The following is a 26,782-nucleotide window of genomic DNA, read 5'->3' as shown; positions in this document are numbered from 1 at the left end:
GATCCACGCCTCCGCGTGGGAGGCGACAGCGGCGCCGTAGCGTCGCCGTCGGGAGGGTAACGTTTCGATCCACGCCTCCGCGTGGGAGGCGACGCGCTGGTAGGCGCGACAGATCGACGGCGGTGACGTTTCGATCCACGCCTCCGCGTGGGAGGCGACGCCCGTAACCCAAGTGCAACGTCGCGACGATATCGTTTCGATCCACGCCTCCGCGTGGGAGGCGACACCATGGCCCCGACCCTCACCGCGCTCCCCGGTGGTTTCGATCCACGCCTCCGCGTGGGAGGCGACAGGTTGCGAGCCGCTTCCGGTGCTGCTCGACGATGTTTCGATCCACGCCTCCGCGTGGGAGGCGACCGGTTCAGTGAATTCATCCGTCCAAGGATAAAGCGTTTCGATCCACGCCTCCGCGTGGGAGGCGACCCGCTTGTCGATGACAGCCGCAACGGTTGGTGGTATGTTTCGATCCACGCCTCCGCGTGGGAGGCGACGCGACGCTCCGCTCCCTCCTGGCACCTATCATCTCGTTTCGATCCACGCCTCCGCGTGGGAGGCGACATGTGGTCCAGTTCGGGCGCGTGCCGTGTTCCCAGTTTCGATCCACGCCTCCGCGTGGGAGGCGACGTTCGCCCCGGCTACAGTCTTGACCTGCACCTTGTTTCGATCCACGCCTCCGCGTGGGAGGCGACTCGACACCGGCGCGGCGGCCCGCATTGACGGTTTCGCCAACAATGGGTTTCGATCCACGCCTCCGCGTGGGAGGCGACTGATGCGACGGTCTATGTTTGCAGCGGGCGGGAAGTTTCGATCCACGCCTCCGCGTGGGAGGCGACGAGGCGACTTCCAGTCATGCTCCTTGTCGGGCTTCTTGAAGTTTCGATCCACGCCTCCGCGAAGGGGATAACGTAGATGATCCGCGCCAAGCCATGGGCCAGGGCATGTTCCATCGCAAAGCTAAGCGATGTCAGCGTCTTGCCGCCGCCTGTCGGCACGGTCAGGGTGAATAGCCCCGGCGGCAACGCGGCTTTGCCATTGACATGGTCCAATATGTCGGAGCGCAGTTTGTTGACCGGCGTATCAGCCCTGCGATGGCGGGCAAGGAAGGCGCGGACCGTGTCGCGATGACGGGCCGTCAGCGTGCCGCCGCGCGGCGGTGGTTCTTCTCCGTTGGCCTGGGCATAGAAGGCTTCGGTTTCGAGGAAGTCGGCGTCGACCAGTGCGGAAAACAGCATGCGGGGCAGGAAGGCGGCGGAAAAGCTGCGGTCGATGGCATTGACCCTGGGGGGCGCGATGCTGGCGTGCAACTCGGCGGCGGCAGGCAGGTCGATGACATGGTCGCGCCAATCGTCATGCGGCTCCAGTTTCTTGCTCAGTCGCCCGTTGAGGTCGCTCGCGCCATGGCCGTCGCCATCCATCAGGCCGCTATGGTGGCCCGCAATGCCAAAGGCCATCAGGCGGCCCAGCCCGGTGCCATAGAGGGCGCAGGATTGCTGTGCGCCTGCGCTGCTATGGTCCGGTCCCTTCAGCCCGCCGGGCAAGCGGCCCTTGCGGATATAAGTCTGATAGGCAGCCGAACATTTGCCGATGTCGTGCAACAAGCCCATGGCCAGCGCCAATGTGGAGGCACCAAAGGGCGCGGCAAATCCTGCGGCCCGATCGCCGACGTTGGAAAGATGATGCGCCAGCGGTTCCCAATCGGTTTCCGGCCTGTCCTCCAGCGAATGCGCATATTTGGCCATCTCGCTCCCCCCCAGCGCTGCTGGCCACAATCGCGACTTACCGCCCCTTGTCCAGCGGCATTGCGATCGTGACGGACTTTGTCATCCACCGTCGTGGTGACGTACATTCTTCCCCCCATCGCTACGAATTGTCGAAGATCTCCTGTCCGACGTGGCACCGACATTTGCCATGAAGCGATGCGATAGCCGACCGTCTGCAACTGAGGATCTGAATGGAGCGCCGAGCGTCCGGCAAGGGTCGTTTTCTCATTGCATGGTGGAGCGTCCGGAGGGACGCCCCACGTGTTTGTCAGTTATTTGACCAACGACAGTCCTGCCACCGGCTGCTGCGACAGCGTCGGCATGTCATGGTAGCTGCGGTAAGAGTTAGGGCCGGCCATTTATAACGTGGATGTCCAACCCCCTCCGCCATCAAAGTTCAGCGACCAATTTTCATAGAATTCTGCGAATATGGCATATTCGTCCATCCACCGGACATTTAGGATGATCGAAGCCAACCCGCCATATCGTTCGGCGAGCTTGATCCTCAACCGCCACCTTTGATGGCAGATGATGCCTGATTGCTCTTGAAAGGGCCGCAGGTCATCAGGGGTCTTCTCGCCAAGATTCAAAATGCCTTTACCGAAATGTCGACCGTGTATGACGTATGGTTCGTGACACAAATTGAGGGATGCAAAGGCAGGTCTATCGCGGTTTCCACGCAATTAAATTGCCAACTGACCGGGTGGTGTTCCACGACTTGTATGGCCTCCATGGGGGAATACCATTCTGGTGCAGCTAAGCGCAGTACCAAATCATTCCCCTCCCTGTTGTGCGGCGGCAGCAGGCCAAGGGTCCCGTCGATCTGAACGCACATAATTAAGATTTTCTGCGTTTTCCCAAGTTGATATAGAAACCCGGCCAAAAAATGCTCGGGCACATTGTTCCGAAAGGCGTACAGGATCTGGCTTGCAAATAGCCACCGCTCGTCCTTACCAATGACGCTATCATTGATGAACATGGCCCACAGCCCCCAATGAAAGGGGTTCTGCTCGAACGAGGGGCCTCGCCTTGGCACACGGTTATCTTTTTCGACTACGCGTATGATGTTACGCCCGTATCCTGCGTCAAGATACACACATATGAGCATGTAAGCGCCGCGCTTGAGGTAGCCGGTCGCCGTTTCGGTTTAAGGAAGTCCTTTTTGCCCGCTTCGTGCAAGTCATTCATTATACACTATATCTACAGCTTGGATAAAAATACCCGCTGTCTTCGACGAGCTTGGATGCACAGTCTTAAGAATGACTGGGAGTGCTACCAGACTGTTGATTCGCTCAGTTCGCGTATACGAGCGCTATGATAATAACGCTCACTCGGCCACGCAAATTTTGGAGGTTAGAAATATCTGTTGCGCTCGGTGACCAGATGTTCGGGCTGCCGCTGTTCGCTAACTACCATTTAGATAGTGGGCATAGAAATGGGCATAGTTTCGCCGAAGCGAAAATTATCCAGCAAAAACAATAGAAAGTGGCGGAGACGGAGGGATTCGAACCCTCGGTGGCCCCTTAAGGCCACGACGGTTTAGCAAACCGCTGGTTTCAGCCACTCACCCACGTCTCCGCACGAAATTTGCCCACCCAGACAGGAGAGCAATGGCTGGCAGGGGCTATAGCGAGGGCTTTGCGGCATGGCAACGGGCTGTTGCAGGAATTTTCGCAACCTCCGCGCTTTCGTTCCGGCGCGGAATCGACTCGTGTCGCCGTTCGTTCATTGTCGTTTCAGCTTGCGGGTCGCAATGCCCTATGATGACTAGGAAGCGGGTTTTTCGGGGAGTATCGGGCATGATCGGCATCAAAGGGCAGACGGGCGGCCGCATCACGCGCGCTATGGCGCTGGTCGCGGCGCTGGCGGGCATGGCGCTGACGCCGCTCGCGGCCACAGCGCAGGTCAAGACGATCGATCCCAACACCGCGATCGATTCCGACCTCGCGCCGCCGCCGCCCGCCAATACGACGCCCACCGATCCCGGCGTCGACAGCAGCGTCGATCAAGGCGTCAGCCCAGGCGTCGCCCCCTATGAAGCCCCAGCGGGCAGCGCCACCGGCAACACCGCCACCGGCGCGCCGGTCACGCCCAACTCGCCGCCCGCCGCTCTCCCGCCCGCCGACTCCTATCAGGAAGACGACCTGATCGGCGCGGCCGAAGGGGTATTCGGCAAGGGCGCCGAAGGCCTCGCCGGCCTCATCGAAAAGGTGCTGAAGGATCAAGGCCGTCCCAATGCCTATATTTCCGGGCGCGAAGCGTCGGGCGCCTTTGTCGTCGGCCTGCGCTATGGGTCGGGCACGCTCAACCATAAGGTGGAGGGCAAGCGCGAAGTCTATTGGACCGGTCCGTCGATCGGCTTCGACGTCGGCGGCAACGCGGCTAACACCTTCGTCCTGGTCTATAATCTCTACGACACCCAGGATCTCTATCACCGCTTCCCCGCCGCGGAGGGCACGGCCTATCTGGTCGGCGGCTTCACCGCCTCCTATCTGCGCTGGGGCAATGTCGTGCTGATCCCCATACGCCTCGGTGTCGGCTACCGCCTCGGCGTCAATGCCGGCTATATGAAGTTCAGCGAAAAGCGCACCTGGCTGCCTTTCTAAACGCCGATAAACACCCCTCCCGCTCGCGGGAGGGGCAGCGAGACTTATGCGCGTAGCGCGTTAGTCGCAGCGGGGTGGGCACGGGGCGCCCCTACAACCCCAAAGCCAACTGCCCAGCCTGCGCCTCCTCCTCTTCCTCGCCTTCCAGATTATGCACCCCCAACCCCAACAGCCGCACGCCCATGCGCAGCGGCAGTTGCGCGACCAGTAATTCCCGCCCCGCCTGCGCCAGCAAATCGGCCGACCGCACCGGCGTGGAAAAACTGCGCGATCGGGTGATGATGCGGAAATCGGCGAATTTCACCTTCAACACTACGGTCCGGCCCCAGGCCTGCGCCTTCTCGATCCGGGTCCACAGGCTGGCCGCGATCCGCTCGATCTCCGCGACCAGCGCCGCCTCCTCGACCAGATCGTCGAAGAAGGTATCCTCGACGCTCACCGACTTGCGTCCCTCGCGCTCGCGCACCGGCCGGTCGTCTTGCGCCCGCGCCGCGCGATAATAATAGTCGGCGGCACTGCCGAAATGCGTCTGGAGAAAACGCAGGTCGCGCGCCCGCAAATCCGCGCCCGTCTCGATCCCCAGCGCCTGCATCCGCTTCGCCGTCACTGGCCCCACGCCATGGATGCGCCGCACCGGCATCGCCGCGATGAAGGCCGGCCCCTCGCTCGGCCGCACCACGCACACGCCGTCGGGCTTGTTCTGGTCCGACGCCAGCTTGGCGATCAGCTTGTTGTAGGACACGCCGGCCGACGCGGTCAGGCCGGTTTCCGCCCGGATCATCCGCCGTATCTCCTGCGCGATCTGCGTCGCCGAAGCGATCCCCGGCTTGTTCACCGTCACGTCCAGATAGGCTTCGTCGAGCGAGAGCGGCTGGACGATGTCGGTAAAGCGGCTGAAAATTTCGCGCACATGGCCGGATACCGCGCGATAGACATCGAAACGGGGCGGCACGAAGATCAGGTCCGGGCACAACCGCCGCGCCCGCGCGCCCGGCATGGCGGAACGCACCCCGAACTTGCGCGCTTCATAACTGCATGTCGCCACCACGCCGCGCGGGCCGCCGCCGCCCACCGCGATCGGCAATCCCCGCAACGACGGGTCGTCGCGCTGCTCCACCGACGCGTAAAAGGCGTCCATGTCGACATGGATGATCTTGCGCAGCGCCGGGTCCGTGGCCGAGTCCATGGCGCATCCTATGCCACGGACAGGAACGAAAGGGAAACGCCTGACTCGTAATGCGCGTCCCTTAATGCGCGTCCTTGTCCTTCAATCCCAGCAACACGGCAAAGGGACTTGCCTGCTCCTCGCTCAGCACGCCCGCCTCCTTCAGATAGGCGTCGGCATCCGGCGCGCGGGGGAAGGGGGTCATCGCCAGCACCATCGTTTCGGCCACCGCTTCGCCCATGTCGATGACATGGCCGTCATAGCCGATCGTGTCGCAATCTTCCGCGTCCAGCTCCAGTTCGTCGGCCGCCTGCGCCTCCTCGCTCTCGACCACGAAGCGCAGCACGAAATCGCTGTCGATCGTCTCGGACACGGCCACGCCGGTCGCGACGCACGGTTGCGCCAGCTCCGCGCGCACCCGGCCCCGTGCGACGATCGCGCCATCCTCCGTGGCGACACTATAATCGGCCTCCAGCCGATCGAGCGCCAACAGCCCGAATCGCTGCGCCAGCGCGTCGCGCTCCGGCTGCTTGGCCGCGATATGCAGCTTGCCCGCCAGCCGCGCGATCTGATCCACTTTGTGGGTGCGCGAAAATTCGGGGTTGAGGTTGATGGTCATCCGATATCTCCTCGCAGCAGCGCGTCGCGCGAAACGCAGCCCAGCCGCGTCCAGCGCGCCCGCAGCGCGCCTTCGACATGGGCGACCGCCGCGTCATCGACATCAACGCCGCGATAGAGATTGCGTCGCAACGCATCGTTCAGATCGGCCGTCCCGTTCAAGGCCGCGCGATAGGCGCTGATGCGTCCGCCCAGCGCGCTCATCATCCGCCCGACATGTTTGCCGACCACCACGTCGCCAATCCCTTCCTGCCGCAACTGCCCGTCCATGTCGTCCACGAACAATTCGGTCAGCCATACGCTCTCCTGCGGGCCATCCTGCTGTTCCAGCCGGATCAGCAGCTGCGCCAGGATCGCGACGATCATGTCGAACCGCCCGTCTATCGTATCGGGCACGGCGCCCTCGACATACCAGTGCGGCTGCCGTCCCTCCTGGATCACGGCGTTATAGAGCGGCCGTAGCCCCTCCTTGGGATCAGTGCGGCCAAACAGGCGCTGAAGGAAGGACGGGGAAGCGGACATCGGACAACAGCTTTTCGTGACGGATCGGATGGCGACGCGCCGTCCGATATTTTGCGCCCCTTGCCGGGGCTTGCGCATTTCCATATTGATCGCTGCGTCGCCCAATGCAATGGCGACATCAGTTTCTTGGGTTCGCGGGTCGCCCCCCGCAGGAGAAGTTCATGCGTCAGTTCAGCCGTCATTCGCCACGCGGGCGCATCCTGCTCGCGATCGGCCTCAGCGCGCTGGTGCTGGGCGCGTCTGGCTGTACCCGCATTCGCACGCATCAGGGCTATTCGATCGACAAGCTGCTGGTCGATTCGGTCCAGCCCGGCATCGACAATCGCGCCTCGGTGGAAGGGACGCTGGGCCGTCCCAGCTTCATCTCGCAATTTGGCGAGCAGGACTGGTATTATGTCTCGCGCGAAATGCGCGCGCTGGCCTTCGCCAATCCAAAGCCTGTGGAGCAGACCGTGCTGCGCGTCCGCTTCGATGGCGCGGGCAATGTCGCGGCGGTCGATCGCATGGGGCTTGACCAGGTCGCCAATATCTCGCCCATGGGCGACAAGACCCCGACGCTGGGCCGCAACCGCAGCCTGTTCGACGAGATTTTCGGCAATATCGGTGCGGTCGGCGCTGGCGGCATGGGCGGCGGTGGCGGCGGCAGCAACACCGGCGGCGGCCCCAACGGCAGCTAATTCAAATGAATCCTAATATTTCCGTTCGTCCTGAGTAGCCATTGAGCGAAGTCGAAATGGTGTATCGAAGGATCATGCACAGCGTATGATGCTTCGATACGGGTCTTCGACTTCGCTCAGCCCCTACTCAGCACGAACGGAGTTGGTAGCGGTGTGGCCGCCCTCACGCCCAACCGCCCCCCAGCGCCAGAAAGATTGCAATCTGGTCCTGCACCAGCTGCGTCCGCGCCGCCGCCGCCGTAACCTCCGCGCTCGCCAGACTCCGCTGCGCGTCCAGCAGCGACAGGAAATCGCCCCGGCCGAATCGGAACAGCTTGCCCGCCTGGGCCGCCGATAGCGCCGCGCTGTCCCGCGCCCGGTCCAGCGCCGCTGCCCGCTCGGCATCGCGGCGGTAGGTCTCCAGCGCCGTCTCGGTCTGGCGCAATGCCTCCAGCACGGTCCCGTCGAACCCGGCCAGGTCGCCCTGCACCGTCGCATCGGCCTGCGCGATCCGCGCCCGCACCACCGGCCGGTTGGGGAAGCTCCAACTGATCAGTGGTCCCAGGCTGAAGCCGAAGGCCGTACCCGACCCCAGATCCTTGAGCGGCCCGGACAGGCCGACCGACCCGCCGATGCTGACCTGTGGATAGAGGTCGGCGGTCGCCACCCCCAGACGTGCGGTATCCGCTGCGATCGCGCGTTCGGCCTGCCGGATGTCGGGCCGCCGCCGGATCAGCGCTGCGCCATCCCCCACCGGCAGCGGCGCCCGCAACGCCGGTAGCGCCGCGCAACTCTCCATCGCGCGCGGATAATCGGCCGGCGGCCGCCCCAGCAATGTCGCCAGCAAATACAGCCCATTCTGCCGTTGCGCCTCGAACGCGGGCAGAGCGGCCGCGCTGCTGTCCACCGCCGCCTGCGCCCGGCTGACGTCGAAGGCGGTGCCGCGCCCGCCTCTGGCCAGCCGCTGCGTCGCGGTCAGCGTATCGCGCTGTAACGCCACCACCCGCCGGTTGACGCCCAGGCTGTAATTGGCCGCGCACACCTGCGCATAGGCGCGCGCCGTCGCCGCCGCGACGCTGACCCGCACATAGTCGCGCGCCGCGGCGCTCGCCTCCACTTCCGCGCCGCTCGCCTCGATCGCGCGCTTGATCCGGCCATTGAGGTCGAGCGGATAGCTGGCGGACAGGCCCAGATCATAGCCGACCACGCCCGGCAGGCTATATCCGGTGCTGGACGGGCGCGACAGCGTCGCCCCGCCGCTGATCCCGGTCGTGATCGCGCGCCCGGCCTCCGCCTCGCGCAGCACCGCCTGCGCCTGGGCCAGATTGGCGTCGGCCTGGCGCAGGTCGGTATTGGCGGCCAGCGCCTGTTCGATCAGGCCGTCGAGCTGCGGATCGGCATAAAGCCGCCACCAATGATCCGGCAGGTCTGCGTGGCTATAGGGTCCGCCCTGCGCCGAATGAAACGCCCCGGTCGCGGCGGGCGCGGTGGCGGCGGATTGTTCAGGCGACCGATAATCCGGCCCCGCGGTCGCGCAGGCGGACAGGCCCAATGCCAACAAGGAGACCGCAATCCCCCTCCCTGTTCCTCGCTTTTTGCTGCGCTCACCCATGACGGCAAACTCCCGCCTTGCCATCCTTGTGCTTCGCCGCCGGCTGCACCGTCACCGTCGCGGTCCGCCCCGAAATCAGCCGCAATCCCTCTGGCACCTTGTCCAGCTTCACCCGCACCGGAATCCGCTGCGCCAGCCGCACCCAGCTAAAGGTCGGCTCAACCGCGGGCAGCAAATTGCCGCTATTGGTGCGGCTGTCGTCGTCAATGCCAAAGGCGATGCTCTCGACCCGGCCATGGAGATACTGCGCCTCGCCCATCAGCCGCACCGTCACCGGCGCGCCGACGCAGATCAGCCCCAGCTTGGTTTCCTCGAAATAGCCCTCGACCCGCATCGAGTCGCTGTCGATCAGGGCCAGCGCTTGGGCGCCCGCGCCGACATAGTCGCCCGGATGCAGGTCCAGGTTCGTGACCACGCCATTGACCGAGGCCCTGACCTTCGTCCGTTGCAGGTTCAGCGCCGCGCCCTCGCGCGCGCTCATCGCCTCGGTCAGCGCGGCCTGCGCCGTCTCGACCCGCGCGACATTCTGCTCATGCGTTTCCGCCGCCACCAGATCACCCAGCGCCAGATCGCGCCGCGCCTCCCGCCGCGCCTGCGCCAGCGTCGCCTGCGCGCTGGCGATCTGCGACTTGGCTTGGTCCAGCGCCAGCGCGTAACGTGGCGTGTCGATCACGAACAGCAGGTCGCCGGCCTTCACCCGCTGGTTGTCCCGCACCGCGACCGACGTCACCAGCCCGCTGATGTCCGGCGTCACCCGCACCACGTCGGCGCGCACCCGCCCGTCGCGCGTCCAGGGGCTGCGCTCATAATGATTCCACATCCATATCGCGACCAGCGCCGCGGCGATGACCAGGATGATGGTGGCGGCGCTCCGAATGAGCGTGGACGAAAGGCGATTCATAGACGGATTCCAAAGGTGGGAACGATCAGGGCAAGGGCGCCCAGCAACAGGATGAAGAGGCTGAGGTCCACGGCGGCGCGATAGGCCAGGAAGCGATAGAGGCCCAAAGCGCCGATCAGCCGGGTCAGCGCCCAGCTGAGCACCAGCGCGACCAGCGCCAGCAGCAACAGGGTGGGGACATAGATGCCCCCCAAAGCGATTTCGCCGGTCATGCGATGGCCCTTCGATAGGCATGGGCGTCGGGGAACAGGTTGCGGCGCAGGCTCACCAGCCCCAATACCCCCTCCCGCCGCACCGGCGGCCGCGGATGGGCGCTGATGTCGCTGATGGCGCTGTCTATATCATCCAGCAGCGCGGGATCGGCTTGTGCCGGCCCATCCGGGTCCAGCCCGCGATAATGGCGGCTCACACCTCCCAGCACGGCGGCCAGCGGCGCGCCCTCCTGCATCGGCAGGTCCAGCCGCAATTGGCGCAGCTCGCCGATCGCGACCCCGGTGCGCAGGTCGCGCAGCGCGTCGTAGAGCGGCTTGCCGCTATCGGCGCGAGTCGCTGCCAGCCGGGGGGCGAGCAGGGCGATGCGGTCGAGCATCCGGTTGATCCAGCCGCGCAGGTCGGGCGGGCGCATCAACGTCGCGCGATTGGCGATGTCGGTCCAGCCCGCGCGCAATGTGCGGCGGATCGCGCCTTCGACGCCTGCCGACTGCAACAGCCCGGCCATGATGATCGCGAACCAGATGCCGACGATCTGCGCCACCGCGCCGTTCACATAGCTGCCGAATGCGCTGACATAGCGGCTCGACAACAGCACCGGACTGCCCAGCCCCAACAAAGTGGGCAGCGCGATCCCCGCCCAGCGCGGCGACGCCATCATCGCGCCCAGCAGCAGCAGGGCAGGCGCATAGGCCAGCGCCAGCATCGCAAAACCGTCCAACCGCGGCATGATCGCATAGCCATAGAGCGCGCCCAGCGCCGACGCCGCGATCGTGCCGATCATGAAGCCCTTCAAGGGCGCGAGCGGATTATCGACCGCCGCGAACAAGGCCAGGAACACGCCCGCCAGCATCACTGCCGTGCCGCCATCCTTCCACCCGCTCCATATCCAGATCGCGCAGCCCAGCACGACCGTGACGAAGGCGCTGAACGCACCCCGCGCCGCGCGGGCATAGTCGCGGTGCAGTTCGCGGTTGCGGCGACCCTCCAGCAGTTGCGCGACCCGTGGCGTCACGGCGGCCCGGCTGTGCGTCGCCATCTGGTCGGCCAAGTCGCGGCAATCGCGATGCACCGCGATAAGCGTGGCGAGCCGGGCATAGAGGCTCAGCCGCATCATGTCGGCCCATGCCATGTCGGGCGTCGCCGCCGGTTCCAGCGCGGCGCAACGGTCGATCAGTGCCTGGGCCAGCGACGCCCGGCTGGCATTGTCCACCACGGGGGATTCCAGCCACTCGCGGACATCGGCGATCAGCGTCTCGACCTGGGTCGGCACGGTCCCGCCATAGGCGGCCTTCAATTGCGCCAGCCTGTCTTCCACCGCCGCGCCCAGCGGCAACAGCATCGACAACTGGTCCTGCAACGCGCGCACGGTCCGCACCCGCGGCGCCAGACGACTGATGTCGAAGGGCAGATGGACCGCCATCTGGTGCAGTTCGGTCACGTCCTGCGCCAGACGGCGGCGCTCGGCGTCCAGGCTCGCGACCGGCTGCGTCGCGATCGCATCGCGCGACCAGCGTTCGGCGTCGCGCAACATCCCCTCCACCCGCGCCAGCAACGTGGCCGTAACTGATCCGGGCAGGATGACGCTGTGGACCAGGCTGCCGCAGGCGATGCCGATCACAATCTCCTGCACCCGCAACGACGCGACGGTGAAGATGGTCTGGGGCGTATCGACATCGGGAAAGACGATCAGGCAGGCGGTATAGCCCGCCAGCACGAACATATAGGATCGCGGCGTCCGGTCCATCAGCGACACGAACACGCACAGCGCCAGCCAGCCGCCCATCGCCAGCACCAGCAATTCGGGCGCATTGACCAGCGGCGGCACGATCGCCACGGCGAACATCGCGCCCACTAGCGTGCCGACGGCGCGAAACACCGCCTTGGAAATCACAGCGCCCGCCATCGGCTGTGCGACGATATAGCTGGTCAGGAACGCCCAATAGGGCCGCTCCAGCCCGATGCTGAACGCGACATACAGCGCCAGCATGGCCGCTGCGAGGCATTTCACGGAAAAGAGCGCGGCCGGCACGCCGAACCGGTCGCCCCAGCGCGCGGCGTTCATGGCGCGCCTTTCCATTCGCTGATGCGCAGGCTCAGCAGGTCGAGCAGCCATACCGTGACCTCGATCGCCCCGTCCGGCACGTCCTTCAGCAATTCGGCCCGCAGCGCGTCGAGTTTGGTTTCGATCCGGCCGACCAGTTCACGCCCGGCGTCAGTCAGGATGATGATGTTGGACCGTTTGTCGTCTGGATGCTGCGCCCGTTGCACCAGGCCCGCTGCCTGCACCTGGTCCAATGTGCGCACCAGAGAAGGCTGACGGATGTCCAGCGAATCGGCCAGCGCGCTTTGCCCTACTTCGCCGCCCAGCCGGTCGATATGGATCAGGCACCAGGCAGCGCTGTTCGATACGCCAAATTCGGCCAGGACCGAGTCGGCCAGCTGACGCCAGGCGCGCGCGACGGGGGCGATCTTGTGCGCCAAAGCGCGCTTGGGGTCTGATAAGGGCATTTCCATTAGATAGCTAACTAACGGAAAATATCAATATCGTATAACTGTCTCGCTCGCTGTCGCGCTATTGCCTATGTTCGTCATTGCGAGCGCAGCGAAGCAATCCAGTGGCGCGCCTTTGGATTGCTTCGCTGCGCTCGCAATGACGGGAGATTATGCCCGCCGCGTCCCGTTGAACGCCGACGCGCCAAATGCGCCCAGTTGCATCGTGCCGGTGATGGCGTCGCCCGCCACCTGCGCTTCACACTCCAGCGTCATCGGCATGGGCATGGTCATTTCCATCTTCCAGGTCAGCTTCTCACCATCGACCTTGCCGTCGACCACGTCCAGCGACCCCATCATCCCGGCGAACGTGCCGTTGAAGCGGTCTCCGCTGCTGACGACGGTGAACACGCCCTTCTGGTCGCCCATCGGCGTCTTGGCCACGCAATCATAAGCGCCATCCACTGCCATCTCTATTCTCCTATGCTTTACGTTGGCGTCAATCAGCCAATGTGCCCATTTCCACCGGCAGGCCCACCGCGTCAAGCTGCGGTCGCACCAGCTTGGCGTCGCCGACCACCACCCAGATCAGCCGATCGGGGTTGATCGACTCACGCGCGGCCTTGTCGAAGTCCGCCGCGGTCATCGCGCGATAGACTTTGGGCAGCGTTTCATAATAATCGTCCGGCCGACCGATCAGGCTGTTGCGCATCATTGCGGACAGCAGGTCCGACGACGTCTCGAAACTGCCGGGCAGCGACAAGATCTGGCTGTTGATCGTCTGGTTGCGCTCCGCCTCCGTCGTGCCCTTGGTGGTCAGAAACTCGGTCATATCCTTGCGGATCGCCTGAATCGATTCGCCGGTCTTGTCGGTCTGCACCGGGGCATAGACCAGCAGGGGGATGGTTTCCTTGACCCCCGACAGCGCCGTGCCCACGCCATAGGCCCAGCCTTTCGTTTCGCGAAGGTCCATCCACAAGCGCGAGGATGTCGCGCCGCCCAGCACTTCATTGGCCGTCTGCAACGTCACCGGATTGTCGGTGCCCGCCTTGTTGGTCAACAGCCCCGCCAGGATCATCGACTGCGGGCTTTGCGGCTTGTCGATCAGCACGATCTTGGCCGGGCGCATCATCTTGTCCATGCGGAACGTCTTGACGCCCTTCGCCGTCCTGGGCGCCTTCCAGTCGCCGAACCGCTTTTCCAGCAGCGGCATAAGGTCTGCCAGGGTCGTGTCGCCCGCAACGAAGATGGTTGCGTTGTCGGGCCGCAGCCATGTGTCGTGAAACGCCGTCAGGTCCGCCCGCGTCACCGCTTTGACACCAGTTTCGGTGCCGGACCCGGTGAAGGGGATGCCATAGGGGTGCGCCTGTCCATACAGCAGCGGCGGCAGCATCCGCTGCGCAATCGACATCGGTGACGTCTTTTCCGCCTGGATACCGGTCAGCACCTGCCCGCGCAGCCGCTCGACTTCGGCGGGCGCAAAGGCCGGGTTGCGGATCACGTCGGCCAGCAGGCCCAGCGAGGCGTCCAGATTGGGCTTGAGCGCAAACAGGCCGACGGTCGTCCGGTCCATGCTGTTGGCCGCGCTGATCGACGCGCCCAGCCTTTCCTGCTCCTCGGCGATCTGCAGCGACGACCGCGTCGTCGTGCCCTCGTCCAGCAACGCGGCGGTCAGCCCCGCCGTGCCCAGCTTGGCCTTGTCATCCGCCGCATTGCCCGCATCGAAGGCGACCGACACGTGCACCGTCGGCACCGTGGTGCGCCGCGCCAGCGCCACCTTGATGCCGTTCTTCAACGTCGCATGTTCGACATCGGGGAAGTCCAGATCCTTGACCGGCTCGATGGGCGGCTCGGCGATCTTGGTCGGGGCCGGGGGCGTCGCCGCCTTGGGCGCTGCCGCATCGGGATTGCGGAAGAAAGCGGGCTTGTGCGTCGCCCCCTCTGCCCGAACATTGCCCGCCAGCGCATTGTCGGCGGCCGACCGCTCGCCCGGCGCCACGGTCAGGCGCAGCACCGGCCGCCCCAGCCATTTGCGCGCGGCGGCGCTCACCGTCGCCGGCGTCGCGGCGGCATAGACGGCCAGGTCCTTCTTATATTTCGCCGGATCGTTGGAATAGACCGCCCCCTCGGCCAGCGTCACCGCCTTGCCGCTAAAGCCGCCGACCTTCTCCAGTCCCGAAATTGTGCCGGCGGCCTGCTGGGTCGCGGCGCGCAACACCTCGTCGGCGCTCGGCCCCTTGGCCAGATAGTCGGCCAGCAACTGGTCCAGCCGCTTGCCCACCGCCACCGGGTCCGCGCCCGGCTTCACGTCCACCGTGATCTCTGCGATGGACAGCTTCTCGAACGGCTGGATGCTGGCCTTCACGGCTACAGCGACCTTTTCATCGCGCACCAGCGCATTGTCCAGCCGGGAAGATTTCAAACCACCGAACACGGTCATGGCCAGGTCCAGCTGCTGCAACTCGTCCGAATTGACACCCGGCACGATCCAGTTGCGATACAGCCGCGTCGCCGCGACATTGTCGTGCATCAGCTTTTCGACATCCTTGTCGAGCGTCGGCACGGCCGCGTCCACATCCTTGGGGGCCGGGCCAGCGGCAATATTGCCGAACCACTTCTCGACCTTGGCCTTGGCCGTCGCGACATCGATATCGCCCGCCAGCACCAGCACCGCATTGTTCGGCCCATAATGGGTCTTGAACCAGTTCTGGACGTCGGCCAGGCTTGCCGCGTTCAGGTCCGCCATCGATCCGATGGTGGAGTGGCGGTAGGGGTGGCCTGCGGGCAGCATCGCGTCAAGCTGCGCATATTCCACCAGGCCATAGGGCTCATTCTCGCCCATCCGCTTTTCATTCTGAACGACGCCGCGCTGCGTATCCAGCTTGGTCTGCGTCACCGCGCCCAACAGATGGCCCATGCGGTCGGACTCCAGGAACAGCGCCCGGTCCAGCGCCCCGGTCGGCACCGTCTCGAAATAATTGGTGCGATCGAACCAGGTCGTCCCGTTCCAATCGGTCGCGCCGATATCCTCCAGCTGCCCGAAGAAGGGGCCATCGGCATTTTCCGACCCATAGAACATCAGATGTTCGAACAGATGGGCGAAACCGGTCTTCCCCGCCGGCTCGTAGCGCGACCCGACATGATACCAGATTGACACCGCCACCACCGGCGCCTTGCGATCGGTATGAACAATGACGCGCAGCCCGTTGTTGAGGGTAAATTCCTCATAGGGAATATCGACCTGCGACACCAGGCTGGCGACCGGGGCAGGGGCCGCCATCGGTACAGCCGTGGCGGCATGCGCTGCGGGAGAGAGCGCCAGAACGGACAGGCCCATCATCAGGGACAGGCGGCGCGACATCGGGGAAAGGGCCATGAGAACCTCATGAAAGGGGGGACTTTGCAGCAGCGGAACTTGGGGCAGAACGCAGCCGCTGCACATATGGGCGCAGCATAGCGGACCGTTTTAGACGCGCAATACGCTTATTGCTGGACAGGGTCGCAGCACGGCGGCAATCCTTCGGTCCATCCCGCCTCTCCAATGGAAAGTTCCTCCATGCGAAGCCCCCTCTCCCTTATTGCCATGACGGCGCTGCTCCTGCCCGCCGCCCTCCCGGCCCAGAGCGCCGCCGACCCGGTCTTCACCCCCGCCGCCATGCGCGCCCATGTCGAATTTCTCGCCGATGATCTGTTGAAAGGCCGCGACACCGGCAGCGAAGGGCATGAGATCGCCGCCCGCTACGTCGCCAGCCAGTTTGACGCCCTCGGCCTGAAACCCGCCGGCGACACCGATGCAAATGGGGTCAGCTGGCTCCAGCGCATCACATTCCAGAAAACCGAATTTGGCAAGACGCCCGCCACGCTGACCGTCACCAGCCCCGCCGGTGCGAAAAGCTTCACCCACGCCGGCGACGTCATCATCGGCATCAACGCCGACCAACCGCATCTTGACGTCACCGCGCCGCTCGTTTTCGTTGGCTATGGCCTTGAAAATGCGCGGCTTGGCCTCAACGACTATGCCGGCCTCGACGTGAAGGGAAAAATCGTCGTCACCCTGCGCGGCTATCCCAAGGGGCTGCCGAGCGAGGAGGGCGCGCACCTCTCCGCGACCAAGGGGAAGATCGCCGAATCCCATGGCGCGATCGGCATGATCGCGCTCAACACGCTCCAGTCGGCCAAGGCGCGTCCCTGGGCGCGGATGGTGCAATTCGCCGACGAACCCGACTTCACCTGGGTTTCGCCCGAAGGCGTGCCGTTCAACGCCGCGCCGGGCCTGCGCGCCGCCGCCATGCTCAACGACCCCGCGGCGCAGGCCGTGTTCGCCGGTGCGCCCGCGACCATCGCCGCGATCCGCAAGACTGCCGACAAGGTGGGCGGCAAGCCGAAGGGTTTCGCGCTCAAGACCAGCGTGACGATCAAGGCCGACACGGTCAGCCAGCGTGTCAGCAGTCCCAATGTCGTGGCCATCCTGCCCGGTAGCGACCCCAAGCTTAAAGACGAATATGTCGTCCTGTCCGCCCATCTCGACCATATCGGCGTCAGTGCCGCCAAGCCCGGCGACGCAGCCGATAAGGACCGGATCAACAATGGCGCGCTGGACAATGGCGCCGGCATCGCGACCATGTTGGAGGTCGCCCGCGCTATGGCGCAGGCGCCGGACAAACCGCGCCGCTCGATCATCTTCCTCGCCTCCACCGCAGAGGAAAAGGGGCTGCTGGGTGCCGACTATTATGCCCGCCATCCCAGCGTCCCGGTCAGGCAGATCGTCGGTAATGTCGATCTTGACATGCCGTTGTTGCTCTATCCCTTCACCGATCTCATCGCCTTCGGCGCGGACCATTCCACCCTGGGGCCGATCGTGGCCAAGGCGGTCGCGCCCATGGGCGTGAAGCTCTCCCCCGATCCGATGCCGCAGGAAAGCATCTTCGTGCGCTCCGACCATTATATGTTCGTGAAGCAGGGCGTACCCGCCGTCTTCCTCGCGACCGGCTATGCCAATGGCGGCGAAAAGGCGTGGGGTGACTTTCTGGGCGGCGCTTATCACCATCCCGGCGACGACATGACGCAAAAGATCGACTGGGCCGCCGGCGCGCGCTTTGCAGAGGCCAATTACCGCATCACCCGCGCCATGGCGGACGGCGACGCGCCGCCGCGCTGGTTCGCGAAGGACTTCTTCGGTGACCTCTTCGCCCCGCAGGCGGAAAAGGCGACCCGATAAGGATAATCACCACCCGCCCCTTGTGTGGTTTTTGAGCAACACTACATCGTCACCATCTTATCCATGGGGACACACATGAACCTCGAAAAATTCACCGACCGCGCCAAGGGCTTCCTGCAATCGGCGCAGACCGTCGCGATCCGCATGAGCCATCAGCGGATCGGCCCGGAACATCTGTTAAAGGCCCTGCTGGAAGACAGCGAGGGCATGGCGTCCGGCCTCATCAAGGCGGCGGGCGGTTCGGCGCAAGTCGCGCTGCGCGACACCGACGCCGCGCTCGCCAAGGTGCCCGCCGTCTCCGGGTCTGGCGCGCAGCAGACCCCCGGCCTGGACAATGACGCAGTCCGTGTCCTCGACAGCGCCGAACAGGTCGCGCAGAAAGCAGGCGACAGTTTCGTCACTGTCGAACGCCTGCTGCTCGCCCTCACCCTCGCCACCACGACGACCGCTGGCAAAGCGCTCGCCGCCGCAGGCGTAAAGCCCGAAGCGCTCAACGCCGCGATCAACAGCCTGCGCCAGGGCCGCAGCGCCGACACGGCGGGCGCGGAAGATCGCTATGACGCACTCAAGAAATTCGCCCGCGACCTGACTGAAGCGGCACGCGCGGGCAAGCTTGACCCGGTCATCGGCCGTGACGAGGAAATCCGTCGCACGATCCAGATCCTCGCCCGCCGCACCAAGAACAACCCGGTTCTGATCGGCGACCCCGGCGTCGGCAAGACCGCGATCGCCGAGGGCCTTGCGCTGCGCATCGCCAATGGCGACGTGCCCGATACGCTGAAAGACCGCACCCTGATGGCGCTCGACATGGGTAGCCTGATCGCGGGCGCCAAATATCGTGGCGAGTTCGAGGAGCGTCTGAAAGGCGTCCTTGATGAAGTAAAAGCCGCTGAAGGCCATATTGTCCTGTTCATCGACGAGATGCACACGCTGATCGGCGCGGGCAAAAGCGAAGGCGCGATGGATGCGGGCAATCTGCTCAAGCCCGCTCTTGCTCGCGGCGAACTCCATTGCATCGGCGCGACCACGCTCGACGAATATCGCAAATATGTCGAAAAAGACCCCGCGCTCCAGCGCCGCTTCCAGCCCGTCTTCGTCGGCGAACCGACGGTCGAGGACACGATCAGCATCCTGCGCGGCCTGAAGGAAAAATACGAACTCCACCACGGCGTCCGCATCACCGACGGCGCGCTCGTCAGCGCAGCGACGCTCAGCAACCGCTATATCACCGACCGTTTCCTGCCCGACAAGGCGATCGACCTGATGGACGAGGCCGCGTCCCGGCTGCGCATGGAAGTCGAATCCAAGCCCGAAGAGATCGAAAATCTCGACCGCCGCATCATCCAGCTCAAGATCGAGCGGGAGGCGCTGAAAAAGGAATCTGACAAGGCGTCGGCGGACCGCCTGACCACGCTGGAGGAAGACCTTGCTAATCTGGAGGAGCAATCTGCATCGCTGACCCAGCGCTGGCAGGCGGAAAAGGACAAGATCGCCGGCGAAGCGAAGATCAAGGAGCAACTCGACGCCGCCCGGCTTGAACTGGAGCAGGCCCAGCGCGCGGGCGACCTCGCGAAGATGAGCGAACTGTCCTACGGCAGCATTCCCGCGCTCGAAAAGCGCCTCGCAGAAGCCGAAACCGCGTCGGAAGGTGCGATGCTGCGCGAGGAAGTGACGGCGGAGGACATTGCCGGCGTCGTCGCCCGCTGGACCGGCATCCCGGTCGAGCGGATGCTGACCGGCGAGCGCGAGAAGCTATTGGCGATGGAAGAGACGCTGGGCAAGCGGGTCATTGGCCAGGCCGAAGCGGTGAAAGCCGTAGCGACTGCAGTGCGCCGCAGTCGTGCGGGCCTGCAAGACCCCAACCGCCCGCTCGGCTCCTTCCTCTTCCTTGGCCCCACCGGCGTCGGCAAGACCGAGCTGACCAAGGCGCTTGCCGGCTTCCTGTTCGACGACGACAGCGCGATGGTGCGCATCGACATGAGCGAGTTCATGGAGAAGCACAGCGTCGCCCGGCTGATCGGCGCCCCTCCGGGCTATGTCGGCTATGAGGAAGGCGGCGTCCTGACCGAAGCCGTCCGCCGTCGTCCCTATCAGGTCGTCCTGTTCGATGAGGTCGAAAAGGCACATGGCGACGTGTTCAACATCCTGCTTCAGGTGCTGGACGACGGCCGCCTGACCGACGGGCAGGGGCGCACGGTCGATTTCACCAACACGATCATCGTCCTGACGTCGAACCTGGGCAGCCAGTATCTCACGGGCCTCGCCGATGACGAGCCGGTGGAGAAGGTCGAACCGCAGGTGATGGAGATTGTGCGCGGCCATTTCCGCCCCGAATTTCTCAACCGGCTGGACGAAGTCATCCTGTTCCACCGCCTGGGCGCCGCCCATATGGCGCCGATCGTGGACATTCAGGTCGCGCGCATCGGCAAGCTGCTCAAGGATCGCAAGATCCTGCTCGATCTCACCGATGAGGCGCGGGCCTGGCTCGGTCGTGTCGGTTACGACCCCGTCTATGGCGCACGGCCGTTGAAGCGCGCGGTGCAGCGTTATCTGCAAGACCCGCTCGCCGACCTCATCCTGCGCGGCGAAGTGCCGGACGGATCGACGGTGCGGGTGGAGGATGGCGACGGCGCGCTCAAGCTGACGGTTGCGTAGCAATACAGGCCTCGCCGCATCAGCGGCGGGGCCTGTCGGCCGACAACCCGCCCGCCGTCAGCCGTTCGGGTTCATGCCCGCGCGGCTGCGGGTGATCAAATCGTCGGCGTCACGATTCTGCTGCTCGCTGATCGCCCGCCATTCCGCGTTGGTCTTGCAGATACGTTCCTTGCGCACCAGCGATCCGGTCACGTCCAGGCGCCGGCATCGCGTCGCGTTGGGGTCATTGCGGTCCAGTTTCGGCTTGTCCTGCGCCAGCGCGGGCATTGCCATGGCGAACAGGCCCGCGGCGATCATGGTCTTCAAAACACGCATTGATAATCTCCCAGAAAGGCGGCCGGGCCGGTCCCGCCTCTCCGCATGGACCCTGCTGCCTGCCGTCGATCAGATGGTCGAGCGGACGCCGTTCGCCTTGCTCGCATCGGCTGTGGCATAGAATTGCTTCAATAATTGCTGTTCTTCAAGCGACAAATGCGGGTTCCACACGTCGAATATCAACACCGCGCGCAAATGCTCGCTCTCGTTCCATGCTTCATGCTCGATCGTGTCGTCGAAAGCGAACGCGACGCCTTCTTCCCAGGCCCGCGTTTCGCCTCCGACGCGAAAGAAGCAGCCCGGCGGCACTACCAGCGGCAGATGGACGATGGCGCGGCTGTTGGTGACGCCGGTATGCGCGGGAATCCGGCTTTTGGGCTTGAGCAACGAGAAGAAAGCGGACGGCGCGCGTCCGGGAATGTCGGCGCGCGGTAACGCCTCCAGCGCCGCGACCGTCTGCGGACAGGCGGCGCAGACCGCTTCGTTGCGCACGCCATATTCCCACAGGAAGGATGCGCCCCAATCAAGCGATCCGTCCAGCGCCGTCCACTTATTCTCCGGCGTCCCCGCCTCCTGCCGCACATAGGGGCGAACGACGCCGCCATCCCTGGCGATCAGCGCCAGAAACTCGGCCCGGATCGCATCGGTCTGCGCCTCCAACTGCGCCATCCAGGGGAAATGGGCTCGATCGAAAAATTCGTCGGCCGGGAGGAAAGGGTAATGCAGGCCGGAGCAGTGATTCTGATATATGGTGCGGCGTCCGAACTCCCGGTCCAGGCAGGCCTGAAACCGGCGTTTCGCTACTGCGTCGGCTTGTCCCAACTGCTCGGCCAGGTTCGTTTCGACAAAGGCGGCGAAGCGGGCATGATGGTCGCTGACAAACTGGCGCGCCTGAACCAGCGTCTCGGCCAACGGGGGCGGGATGTCGGTCATGCCGCTCGTCAGCGCCAGCACCTTGGCCCAGCTGTCAGCCGCGCCCTGCGCCTCGTGCATCCGTTGCTGCAACTGCGCCATGCGGATCTGCGCCATCAGGTTGCGCTGGTCGATGGCGATCGCCTTGTTGAGCGCCGTGCGCTCGCCCTCCGCCGCGCCCAGCCCGCGTTCGGCCGACGCCACGTTCATCCACAGTGCCGCTTCGCCCGGATCAGCCTCCGCCGCGGCCTGGAAATGGGCGCGTGCCGCGGCAAAATCGCCGCGATCCAGCGCGATCAGGCCCAACAGGTTGCGCAGTTGCGGCTCCCCCGGCTGGCGCGCCAGCGCCGCCCCCAATATACGCTCTGCCTCCGCGGCGCGGCCCTGCCGACGCGCCTCGATGGCCTGTTGCAACAAACGTCCGACCGTCACATCCATAAAGCGCCCCAGCTCCTTGTGCATCATCGCTATCACAAGCGGATGCGCTGGCAAGAGGGGCATGTTCCCCCCGCCTTGTCCGCTGCGTAAACCCGTGCGAAAGCTGCGGCATGACCCTTTCCCTTCCGCCAATCGGCGACGTTATGGGCAGCGCCGAATGGCTGGCCCACCGCTATGATCCGGGCCATGACGCCTTTCACATGCGGCACGTCCCGCGCGCCCGCCATGCTGCGCTCCCTTTTCTGACCGATGAGTATCTGGGCGAGGCGGATGCCCCGCTGGTGCTGCGCCGCGCCGATGCGATGGCGCAGGCGCCGGCTGCTGCGCCCATCCATTTCGTCTTTCACTCGGCCTATTGTTGTTCGACGCTGCTGGCCGCCGCCTTCGACTATCCCGGCGTGGCGATGGGGTTGAAGGAGCCGGTGCTGCTCAACGACCTGATCGGCTGGCGGCATCGCGGCGCGAAAGGGCCGGATGTCGCGCGTGTGCTGGATGAGGGCCTGCGCCTGCTCGCGCGGCCTTTCGCTCCGGGTGAGGCGGTGGTGGTAAAGCCCTCCAACATCGTCAACCCGCTGATCCCCGCCCTATTGGGATTGCGGCCGCAGGCGCACGCGCTCCTGCTTCACGCCCCGCTCGACGCCTATCTCGCCTCGATCGCGCGCAAGGGCATGTGGGGGCGGCTGTGGGTGCGCGACCTGTTCGGCAAGCTGCTGCGCGAAGGGATGCTGGCGCCGCTTGGCATCGCGCCGGACGCGTATCTGGGCCTCACCGACATTCAGGTCGCGGCCGTCGGCTGGCTCGCGCAGCAGCGACAGTTTCAGGATATCGCGATGAAGCTGGGCGATCGGGTGGCGACGCTCGACAGCGAAACGCTGGTGGCGCGTCCGGGGGACAGCCTCGCGGCGCTCGCCCGCCTGTTCGGCCTGGCGCTGGATAACGATGCGGTCGCGGGCATCGTCAACGGACCGATCTTCACGCGTAACGCCAAGGACGGCGCCGATTTCGCGCCGGGCCAGCGCGCGCAGGAGGCACGGCGCGGCCTGGAACTCCATGGCGAAGAGGTGGAGAAGGTCGCCCATTGGGCGCGCGTGCTGGCGGATAATGGCGGCATAAGGATGCGCTTACCCAACCCGCTGCTGGATTGATCGCCCGCCCCCGCAGCAATCATCGCATCGCATCGATAAAAAAAGGGGCCGGTGTTTCCACCAGCCCCTCCCTTTTTCATGCCTGATCGCAGGATCAGAAGCGGAACTTCACCGAAGCGGCATAACGGCGGCCCAGCGCGTCGTAGGTCGACGGATAGACGTTGCCGCTGTTGTACGTCGTCGAGCCGAGCGTATTTCCGACTACCTTGGGCTTGTTGTTCATCATGTTCTGCACGGTCAGAGTGAATGTCACCGTGTCGCTGACCATGAAACGGCCAGTCAGATCGAAATAATGCTCAGCCTTGATCTTGCGGAACTGCGGATCGACCACACAACCGTCAGGATCGGCACCAGCCGCATCGCCGCAATCACCGCTTGCCGCGAAGGTTGCGTTGGCAGAAGCGATGTCATCCGCCAGCTGCTGGGGTTCGAACTTGACCGTGTCGATATAGCGCCACAGCAGCGAAATATCGAAGCTTTCAAAGCCGAGCGTCGTGCGCTGCGAGAACTGCCACTTGGGCTGGATCGATGCGCAGTTGACCGAATAATATCCGGCGCACTCACGATTGAGCGACGTTGGCGTTGCCTGGAACTTCTGGCTGTTGGTCCAGTTGCCGGTCAGGCTCAGGCCCAACTTGGCAAAGCCGATATCCCGGTTGTAATTGACCGAGAAATCGACGCCGTCGGTCGATAGTCGACCCAGATTGGACAGCGGCAGGAACAGACCAGGGGTGGTTGCGGCTTCACCGAATAGTTCGCCGGTAACCGGGTTACGACGGATAACGGTACAGGCAGGATCGCTTGCGCTGGCACCCGTGATGTTTCCGAAGCAGTTTGCGATGGCGTCGCCAGGTGTAGGCGAGGTGATCGCTCCCTTGATCTTGATGTTGTAATAGTCCGCCGTGGCCGAGAAGCCAGGAATAAACGAAGGCTGCAATACGACGCCAGCGGTGTAGCTGTTCGACGTTTCCGGCCCAACGGAAAGGTTGCCGCCGCCGGTGTAGTTGACCTGGCCCGAAGGATCGTTGGTGATCGCACCGATAGCCGACGCCGGAGCGCCCTGAGCCAAGCAGATAGCTGCCAGATTTGCGTTGCCCACCGGTGCTGATCCCGCGCAGGGGTCAACGCCAAGATTGGTCAACAGCGTGTTGAGCGGCGCGAACAGTTCAGCGATATTTGGCGCACGAACCGCACGGTTATAACCGCCACGGAACTTGATGGCGTCAACCGGAGTCCAGCTACCGCCGACCTTCCACGTGGTCGTATTGTAGCCAGCGCCGCCCTGAACGCTGTAGTCCGAGTAGCGAATACCGGCTTCCAGGGTCAGGTCCTGGAAGAAGGGCTTGTCCTGAACCAAAGGCAGGACCAGTTCGCCAAAGGCTTCATATACGTCGTAGGCACCGGTGATGTTCGGAGCCGCACCCCCTGCGCCGCCCAGATCACCGGACTGCGAAAGGAGATCGGATTCCTGCGACGCCTGATATTTCCGATATTCGCCACCAATTGCGAACGCAATCGCATCGCTAGCGAACGGCGATGCTACGCCGACGTCACCATTGATCAGGGCTTTCGCCTGCGCCAGCGACGTCTTGGTTGTCACTTGGCTGTTGGCATTTAGGAAAGCGTTCATGGCAGACGTGATCGAGCCGTCACGTCCAAAAGCGTTCAACGGAACGCATCCGTTCGACGTATCGAGACATTCGCCGGTGCTGGTGGACAGCAACGCCTGACGGACCCGGCTGTTCAGCCAATAGCCCTTCTGAGTTTGGATCTGCTCGCTCTCGCCGTAAGAACCCGACACATCCCAATCGATCGAGTCGGTGATACCGCCGCGGAAGCCGATCTTATAGTCAAAAAATGTGGTGGTGAACTCCGAAACACGGGGACCAAGTTCGGTGGAACGACGGTTCAGCGTAGCTTGCGGATTGGGGTTGTACCCTTCGGTCACATTGCCATCGTCATCCGTGCCCAGGACGCCGTCACCATTGATATCGAAGGGGGTGAAACCGCCAGCGCCGACTTCACGATAGGCCGCGTCGTTGGGGTTGGTGGCCAGAGCGGCCGCATCGCATTCGGCTTGGCTGAAGCGCGCCTGGTATCCAACGCCAGGATTGACGTCGAATGCGCAGAAGGCATTGCGCTGGGCAGCCGTCAGGTACGGGTTGCTGAGCGGGACATTGACGGCGATGCCGAACGCACCGGACGGCGCGATGATCGTCTTAACGGTATTCTTAGAGAAGATGCCGCGCGTGTAGACTTCAACGGCATCGCTGACTTCGTACCGTGCCGACCCGAACATATTGAACCGTTCGAACGGCGTCTGGAATACGTTGTAAGGGTTGAAGTTGAACGAATCGAAAGCTGATGTCGGGCGGAAACCAGTGCCGTCGGCCGTGACCTGGCGCGTCCCTTGCGCATTGGTTACGCAAGCAACAGGGTTAGCCAAATCTGGCGACGCGTCGTTGCAACCAGCGGTGATGGCATCACGACCCGTGGTGCTGATACCGCCGAAGCGCGACGGAGTGGCAGTGCCGGAGCCGCCAACGCTGTAAGAATCAACCTGATCGCGCGAGAAGGAACGGCTGCCCTGATATACTGGATCGGACTGCTGATAGCCGACGGAGAACACCACGTTGCCGCGACCGTCGTCAAAATTTGCGCCAATTGTCACGTCGGCACGGAAATAGTTGCCGTCACCATCTTCGGTGATCTGGTTCGATACATTGCCTTCCAAGCCGGCGAAATCCGACTTGAGGACAAAGTTGACGACACCTGAAATGGCATCCGCGCCATAGGTGGTCGATGCACCGCCGGTCAGCACGTCGACACGTTCGACAGGGACGTTGTTAAGATCGAAGATGCCGTCGAGGCCGGCCGGCACAAGGCGGTTGCCATCCAGCAGCACGATATTGCGGTTTTCGCCAAGGCCGCGCAGGTTGACGAACGACGCGCCGCCGTTGCCGTTGTTGACGGCCGAACCGATGCTGGGGACGATGCCCGGAATTTCACGCAGAATATCTTCTGCGGTGTTGTTCTGCTTCAGTTCGATCTGGTCGGCCGTTGTGGCGGTGACCGGGGTCGAACGCGCCAGGTTCGGATTCTTGATCAGCGATCCGGTGACGATGATGGTGTCGCCTGCGTCGGCTTCCGCCGTCTGCGGTGCGTCCTGTGCGAACGCAGCCGTCGCGATCAGCGACGCGCCCAGAATCGCCGGTGCGGCGCTGGCACGCAATAGTGCCCTCTTCGAAAATGTTTTCACGGTCCAGTCCCTTGCTCTGGAGTTTGGCAGATAGCCTGCCACAGATGTGGCCCGTACGGAGGGATATGGTGCCCGACAGCGATCCCCCCATATGGATGGCCGCGAAACTGCGCGGGGTTCAGGGCGCTGTAAAGCCGGGGAAAAGGACGGACGCCGCTTTTGGAAGCGGCTGTATCATAAATGCAACAAGCATTGACGCCCGCTGTTTTACGCCTGTATTGCAAGATAATTACATGAAGTTACGATGCCATGTAGCAATCATGCACCATGCTGCGGCGCAACCTGCCGATTGTGGCG

The 26,782-nt window shown here is 64.1% G+C and carries 19 protein-coding genes, 1 tRNA gene, 1 pseudogene and 1 CRISPR repeat array (1 of these 22 only partly in view); of the genes and pseudogenes, 5 read left to right on the top strand and 16 right to left on the bottom strand.

Features of this window, described 5'->3' with window-relative positions; genetic code table 11:
• Positions 1–905: direct repeats of the CRISPR family, unit length 32 nt; unit sequence GTTTCGATCCACGCCTCCGCGTGGGAGGCGAC; it reaches 932 nt to the left of the window's first position.
• A 345-nt stretch (positions 906–1,250) separates the two neighbouring features.
• The 3 genes and pseudogenes from CEQ44_RS25410 to CEQ44_RS21360 all read right to left on the bottom strand — a co-directional run.
• Positions 1,251–1,739: pseudogene (locus tag CEQ44_RS25410) on the bottom strand (CRISPR-associated endonuclease Cas3''); the annotation flags it as partial.
• A 607-nt stretch (positions 1,740–2,346) separates the two neighbouring features.
• Positions 2,347–2,739 (bottom strand): hypothetical protein, encoded by a 393-nt coding sequence (locus tag CEQ44_RS21365; protein ID WP_088184839.1) that lies wholly within the window; start codon positions 2,737–2,739, stop codon positions 2,347–2,349.
• Positions 2,740–3,246: 507 nt separating this feature from the next.
• Positions 3,247–3,338: transfer RNA gene (locus CEQ44_RS21360), tRNA-Ser, on the bottom strand.
• 221 nt (positions 3,339–3,559) lie between these two features.
• Between CEQ44_RS21360 and CEQ44_RS21355 the strand changes: the two genes are divergently transcribed.
• On the top strand, positions 3,560–4,366 hold the full coding sequence (locus CEQ44_RS21355) for a DUF1134 domain-containing protein (RefSeq protein WP_088184840.1): 807 nt from the start codon (positions 3,560–3,562) through the stop codon (positions 4,364–4,366).
• A gap of 91 nt (positions 4,367–4,457) precedes the next feature.
• Here CEQ44_RS21355 and dinB read toward each other — a convergent pair whose 3' ends face one another.
• The 3 genes from dinB to CEQ44_RS21340 form a co-directional block, all read right to left on the bottom strand.
• Positions 4,458–5,552: a DNA polymerase IV gene (dinB, locus tag CEQ44_RS21350; protein WP_088184841.1), complete on the bottom strand. Its 1,095-nt coding sequence runs from the start codon at positions 5,550–5,552 to the stop codon at positions 4,458–4,460.
• A 61-nt stretch (positions 5,553–5,613) separates the two neighbouring features.
• Positions 5,614–6,150: a DUF177 domain-containing protein gene (locus CEQ44_RS21345; protein ID WP_373438214.1), complete on the bottom strand. Its 537-nt coding sequence runs from the start codon at positions 6,148–6,150 to the stop codon at positions 5,614–5,616.
• Positions 6,147–6,671, bottom strand: a complete 525-nt coding sequence (locus tag CEQ44_RS21340) for a ubiquinol-cytochrome C chaperone family protein (protein WP_088184901.1) — start codon at positions 6,669–6,671, stop codon at positions 6,147–6,149. Before CEQ44_RS21340 ends, CEQ44_RS21345 begins: the two co-directional genes overlap by 4 nt.
• A gap of 161 nt (positions 6,672–6,832) precedes the next feature.
• On the opposite strand from CEQ44_RS21340, the gene CEQ44_RS21335 reads away from it, so the two are divergent.
• Entirely contained in the window at positions 6,833–7,348 is a 516-nt protein-coding gene (locus CEQ44_RS21335; RefSeq protein ID WP_088184900.1) for an outer membrane protein assembly factor BamE, read from the top strand.
• Between the two features lie 163 nt (positions 7,349–7,511).
• Here the strand turns inward: CEQ44_RS21335 and CEQ44_RS21330 are convergent, their stop codons facing one another.
• The 7 genes from CEQ44_RS21330 to CEQ44_RS21300 all read right to left on the bottom strand — a co-directional run bounded on the left by CEQ44_RS21330 (position 7,512) and on the right by CEQ44_RS21300 (position 15,919).
• Complete coding sequence (locus tag CEQ44_RS21330; protein ID WP_088184842.1) at positions 7,512–8,939, bottom strand: efflux transporter outer membrane subunit; 1,428 nt, start codon at positions 8,937–8,939, stop codon at positions 7,512–7,514.
• Positions 8,932–9,840, bottom strand: coding sequence for an efflux RND transporter periplasmic adaptor subunit (locus CEQ44_RS21325; RefSeq protein ID WP_088184843.1), 909 nt, complete (start codon positions 9,838–9,840; stop codon positions 8,932–8,934). Before CEQ44_RS21325 ends, CEQ44_RS21330 begins: the two co-directional genes overlap by 8 nt.
• Positions 9,837–10,052 carry a DUF1656 domain-containing protein gene (locus CEQ44_RS21320; protein ID WP_088184844.1) on the bottom strand — a complete coding sequence of 72 codons (216 nt, stop codon included), beginning with the start codon at positions 10,050–10,052 and terminating at the stop codon, positions 9,837–9,839. Before CEQ44_RS21320 ends, CEQ44_RS21325 begins: the two co-directional genes overlap by 4 nt.
• On the bottom strand, positions 10,049–12,115 hold the full coding sequence (locus tag CEQ44_RS21315; protein WP_373438213.1) for an FUSC family protein: 2,067 nt from the start codon (positions 12,113–12,115) through the stop codon (positions 10,049–10,051). Before CEQ44_RS21315 ends, CEQ44_RS21320 begins: the two co-directional genes overlap by 4 nt.
• On the bottom strand, positions 12,112–12,561 hold the full coding sequence (locus CEQ44_RS21310; RefSeq protein ID WP_088184902.1) for a MarR family winged helix-turn-helix transcriptional regulator: 450 nt from the start codon (positions 12,559–12,561) through the stop codon (positions 12,112–12,114). Before CEQ44_RS21310 ends, CEQ44_RS21315 begins: the two co-directional genes overlap by 4 nt.
• A 153-nt stretch (positions 12,562–12,714) precedes the next feature.
• The gene (locus CEQ44_RS21305) at positions 12,715–13,014 is read right to left on the bottom strand and encodes a hypothetical protein (RefSeq protein ID WP_088184846.1); all 300 of its coding nucleotides are present in this window, start codon (positions 13,012–13,014) and stop codon (positions 12,715–12,717) included.
• A gap of 28 nt (positions 13,015–13,042) precedes the next feature.
• On the bottom strand, positions 13,043–15,919 hold the full coding sequence (locus CEQ44_RS21300; protein ID WP_088184903.1) for a pitrilysin family protein: 2,877 nt from the start codon (positions 15,917–15,919) through the stop codon (positions 13,043–13,045).
• A 207-nt stretch (positions 15,920–16,126) separates the two neighbouring features.
• On the opposite strand from CEQ44_RS21300, the gene CEQ44_RS21295 reads away from it, so the two are divergent.
• Both CEQ44_RS21295 and clpB read left to right on the top strand, forming a co-directional pair.
• The gene (locus CEQ44_RS21295) at positions 16,127–17,761 is read left to right on the top strand and encodes a M28 family metallopeptidase (protein ID WP_254913790.1); all 1,635 of its coding nucleotides are present in this window, start codon (positions 16,127–16,129) and stop codon (positions 17,759–17,761) included.
• A 75-nt stretch (positions 17,762–17,836) separates the two neighbouring features.
• The gene (gene clpB / locus CEQ44_RS21290; protein WP_088184848.1) at positions 17,837–20,416 is read left to right on the top strand and encodes an ATP-dependent chaperone ClpB; all 2,580 of its coding nucleotides are present in this window, start codon (positions 17,837–17,839) and stop codon (positions 20,414–20,416) included.
• A 57-nt stretch (positions 20,417–20,473) separates the two neighbouring features.
• On the opposite strand, the gene CEQ44_RS21285 is transcribed toward clpB, so the two are convergent.
• Together CEQ44_RS21285 and CEQ44_RS21280 are read right to left on the bottom strand one after the other, a co-directional pair.
• A complete protein-coding gene (locus tag CEQ44_RS21285) occupies positions 20,474–20,713 on the bottom strand; it encodes a hypothetical protein (protein WP_254913789.1) in 240 nt (79 codons plus the stop codon).
• Between the two features lie 87 nt (positions 20,714–20,800).
• The gene (locus tag CEQ44_RS21280) at positions 20,801–22,108 is read right to left on the bottom strand and encodes an aspartyl/asparaginyl beta-hydroxylase domain-containing protein (RefSeq protein WP_176400371.1); all 1,308 of its coding nucleotides are present in this window, start codon (positions 22,106–22,108) and stop codon (positions 20,801–20,803) included.
• A gap of 83 nt (positions 22,109–22,191) precedes the next feature.
• On the opposite strand from CEQ44_RS21280, the gene CEQ44_RS21275 reads away from it, so the two are divergent.
• The gene (locus tag CEQ44_RS21275; RefSeq protein WP_088184850.1) at positions 22,192–23,226 is read left to right on the top strand and encodes a hypothetical protein; all 1,035 of its coding nucleotides are present in this window, start codon (positions 22,192–22,194) and stop codon (positions 23,224–23,226) included.
• A 94-nt stretch (positions 23,227–23,320) separates the two neighbouring features.
• Here CEQ44_RS21275 and CEQ44_RS21270 read toward each other — a convergent pair whose 3' ends face one another.
• Positions 23,321–26,485: a TonB-dependent receptor domain-containing protein gene (locus CEQ44_RS21270; RefSeq protein ID WP_088201826.1), complete on the bottom strand. Its 3,165-nt coding sequence runs from the start codon at positions 26,483–26,485 to the stop codon at positions 23,321–23,323.
• Between the last annotated feature and the right edge of the window lie 297 nt (positions 26,486–26,782).

Source organism: Sphingobium sp. Z007 (assembly GCF_900013425.1).
Taxonomy (GTDB): domain Bacteria; phylum Pseudomonadota; class Alphaproteobacteria; order Sphingomonadales; family Sphingomonadaceae; genus Sphingobium.
This window is presented reverse-complemented; position numbering and strand designations above follow the sequence as displayed.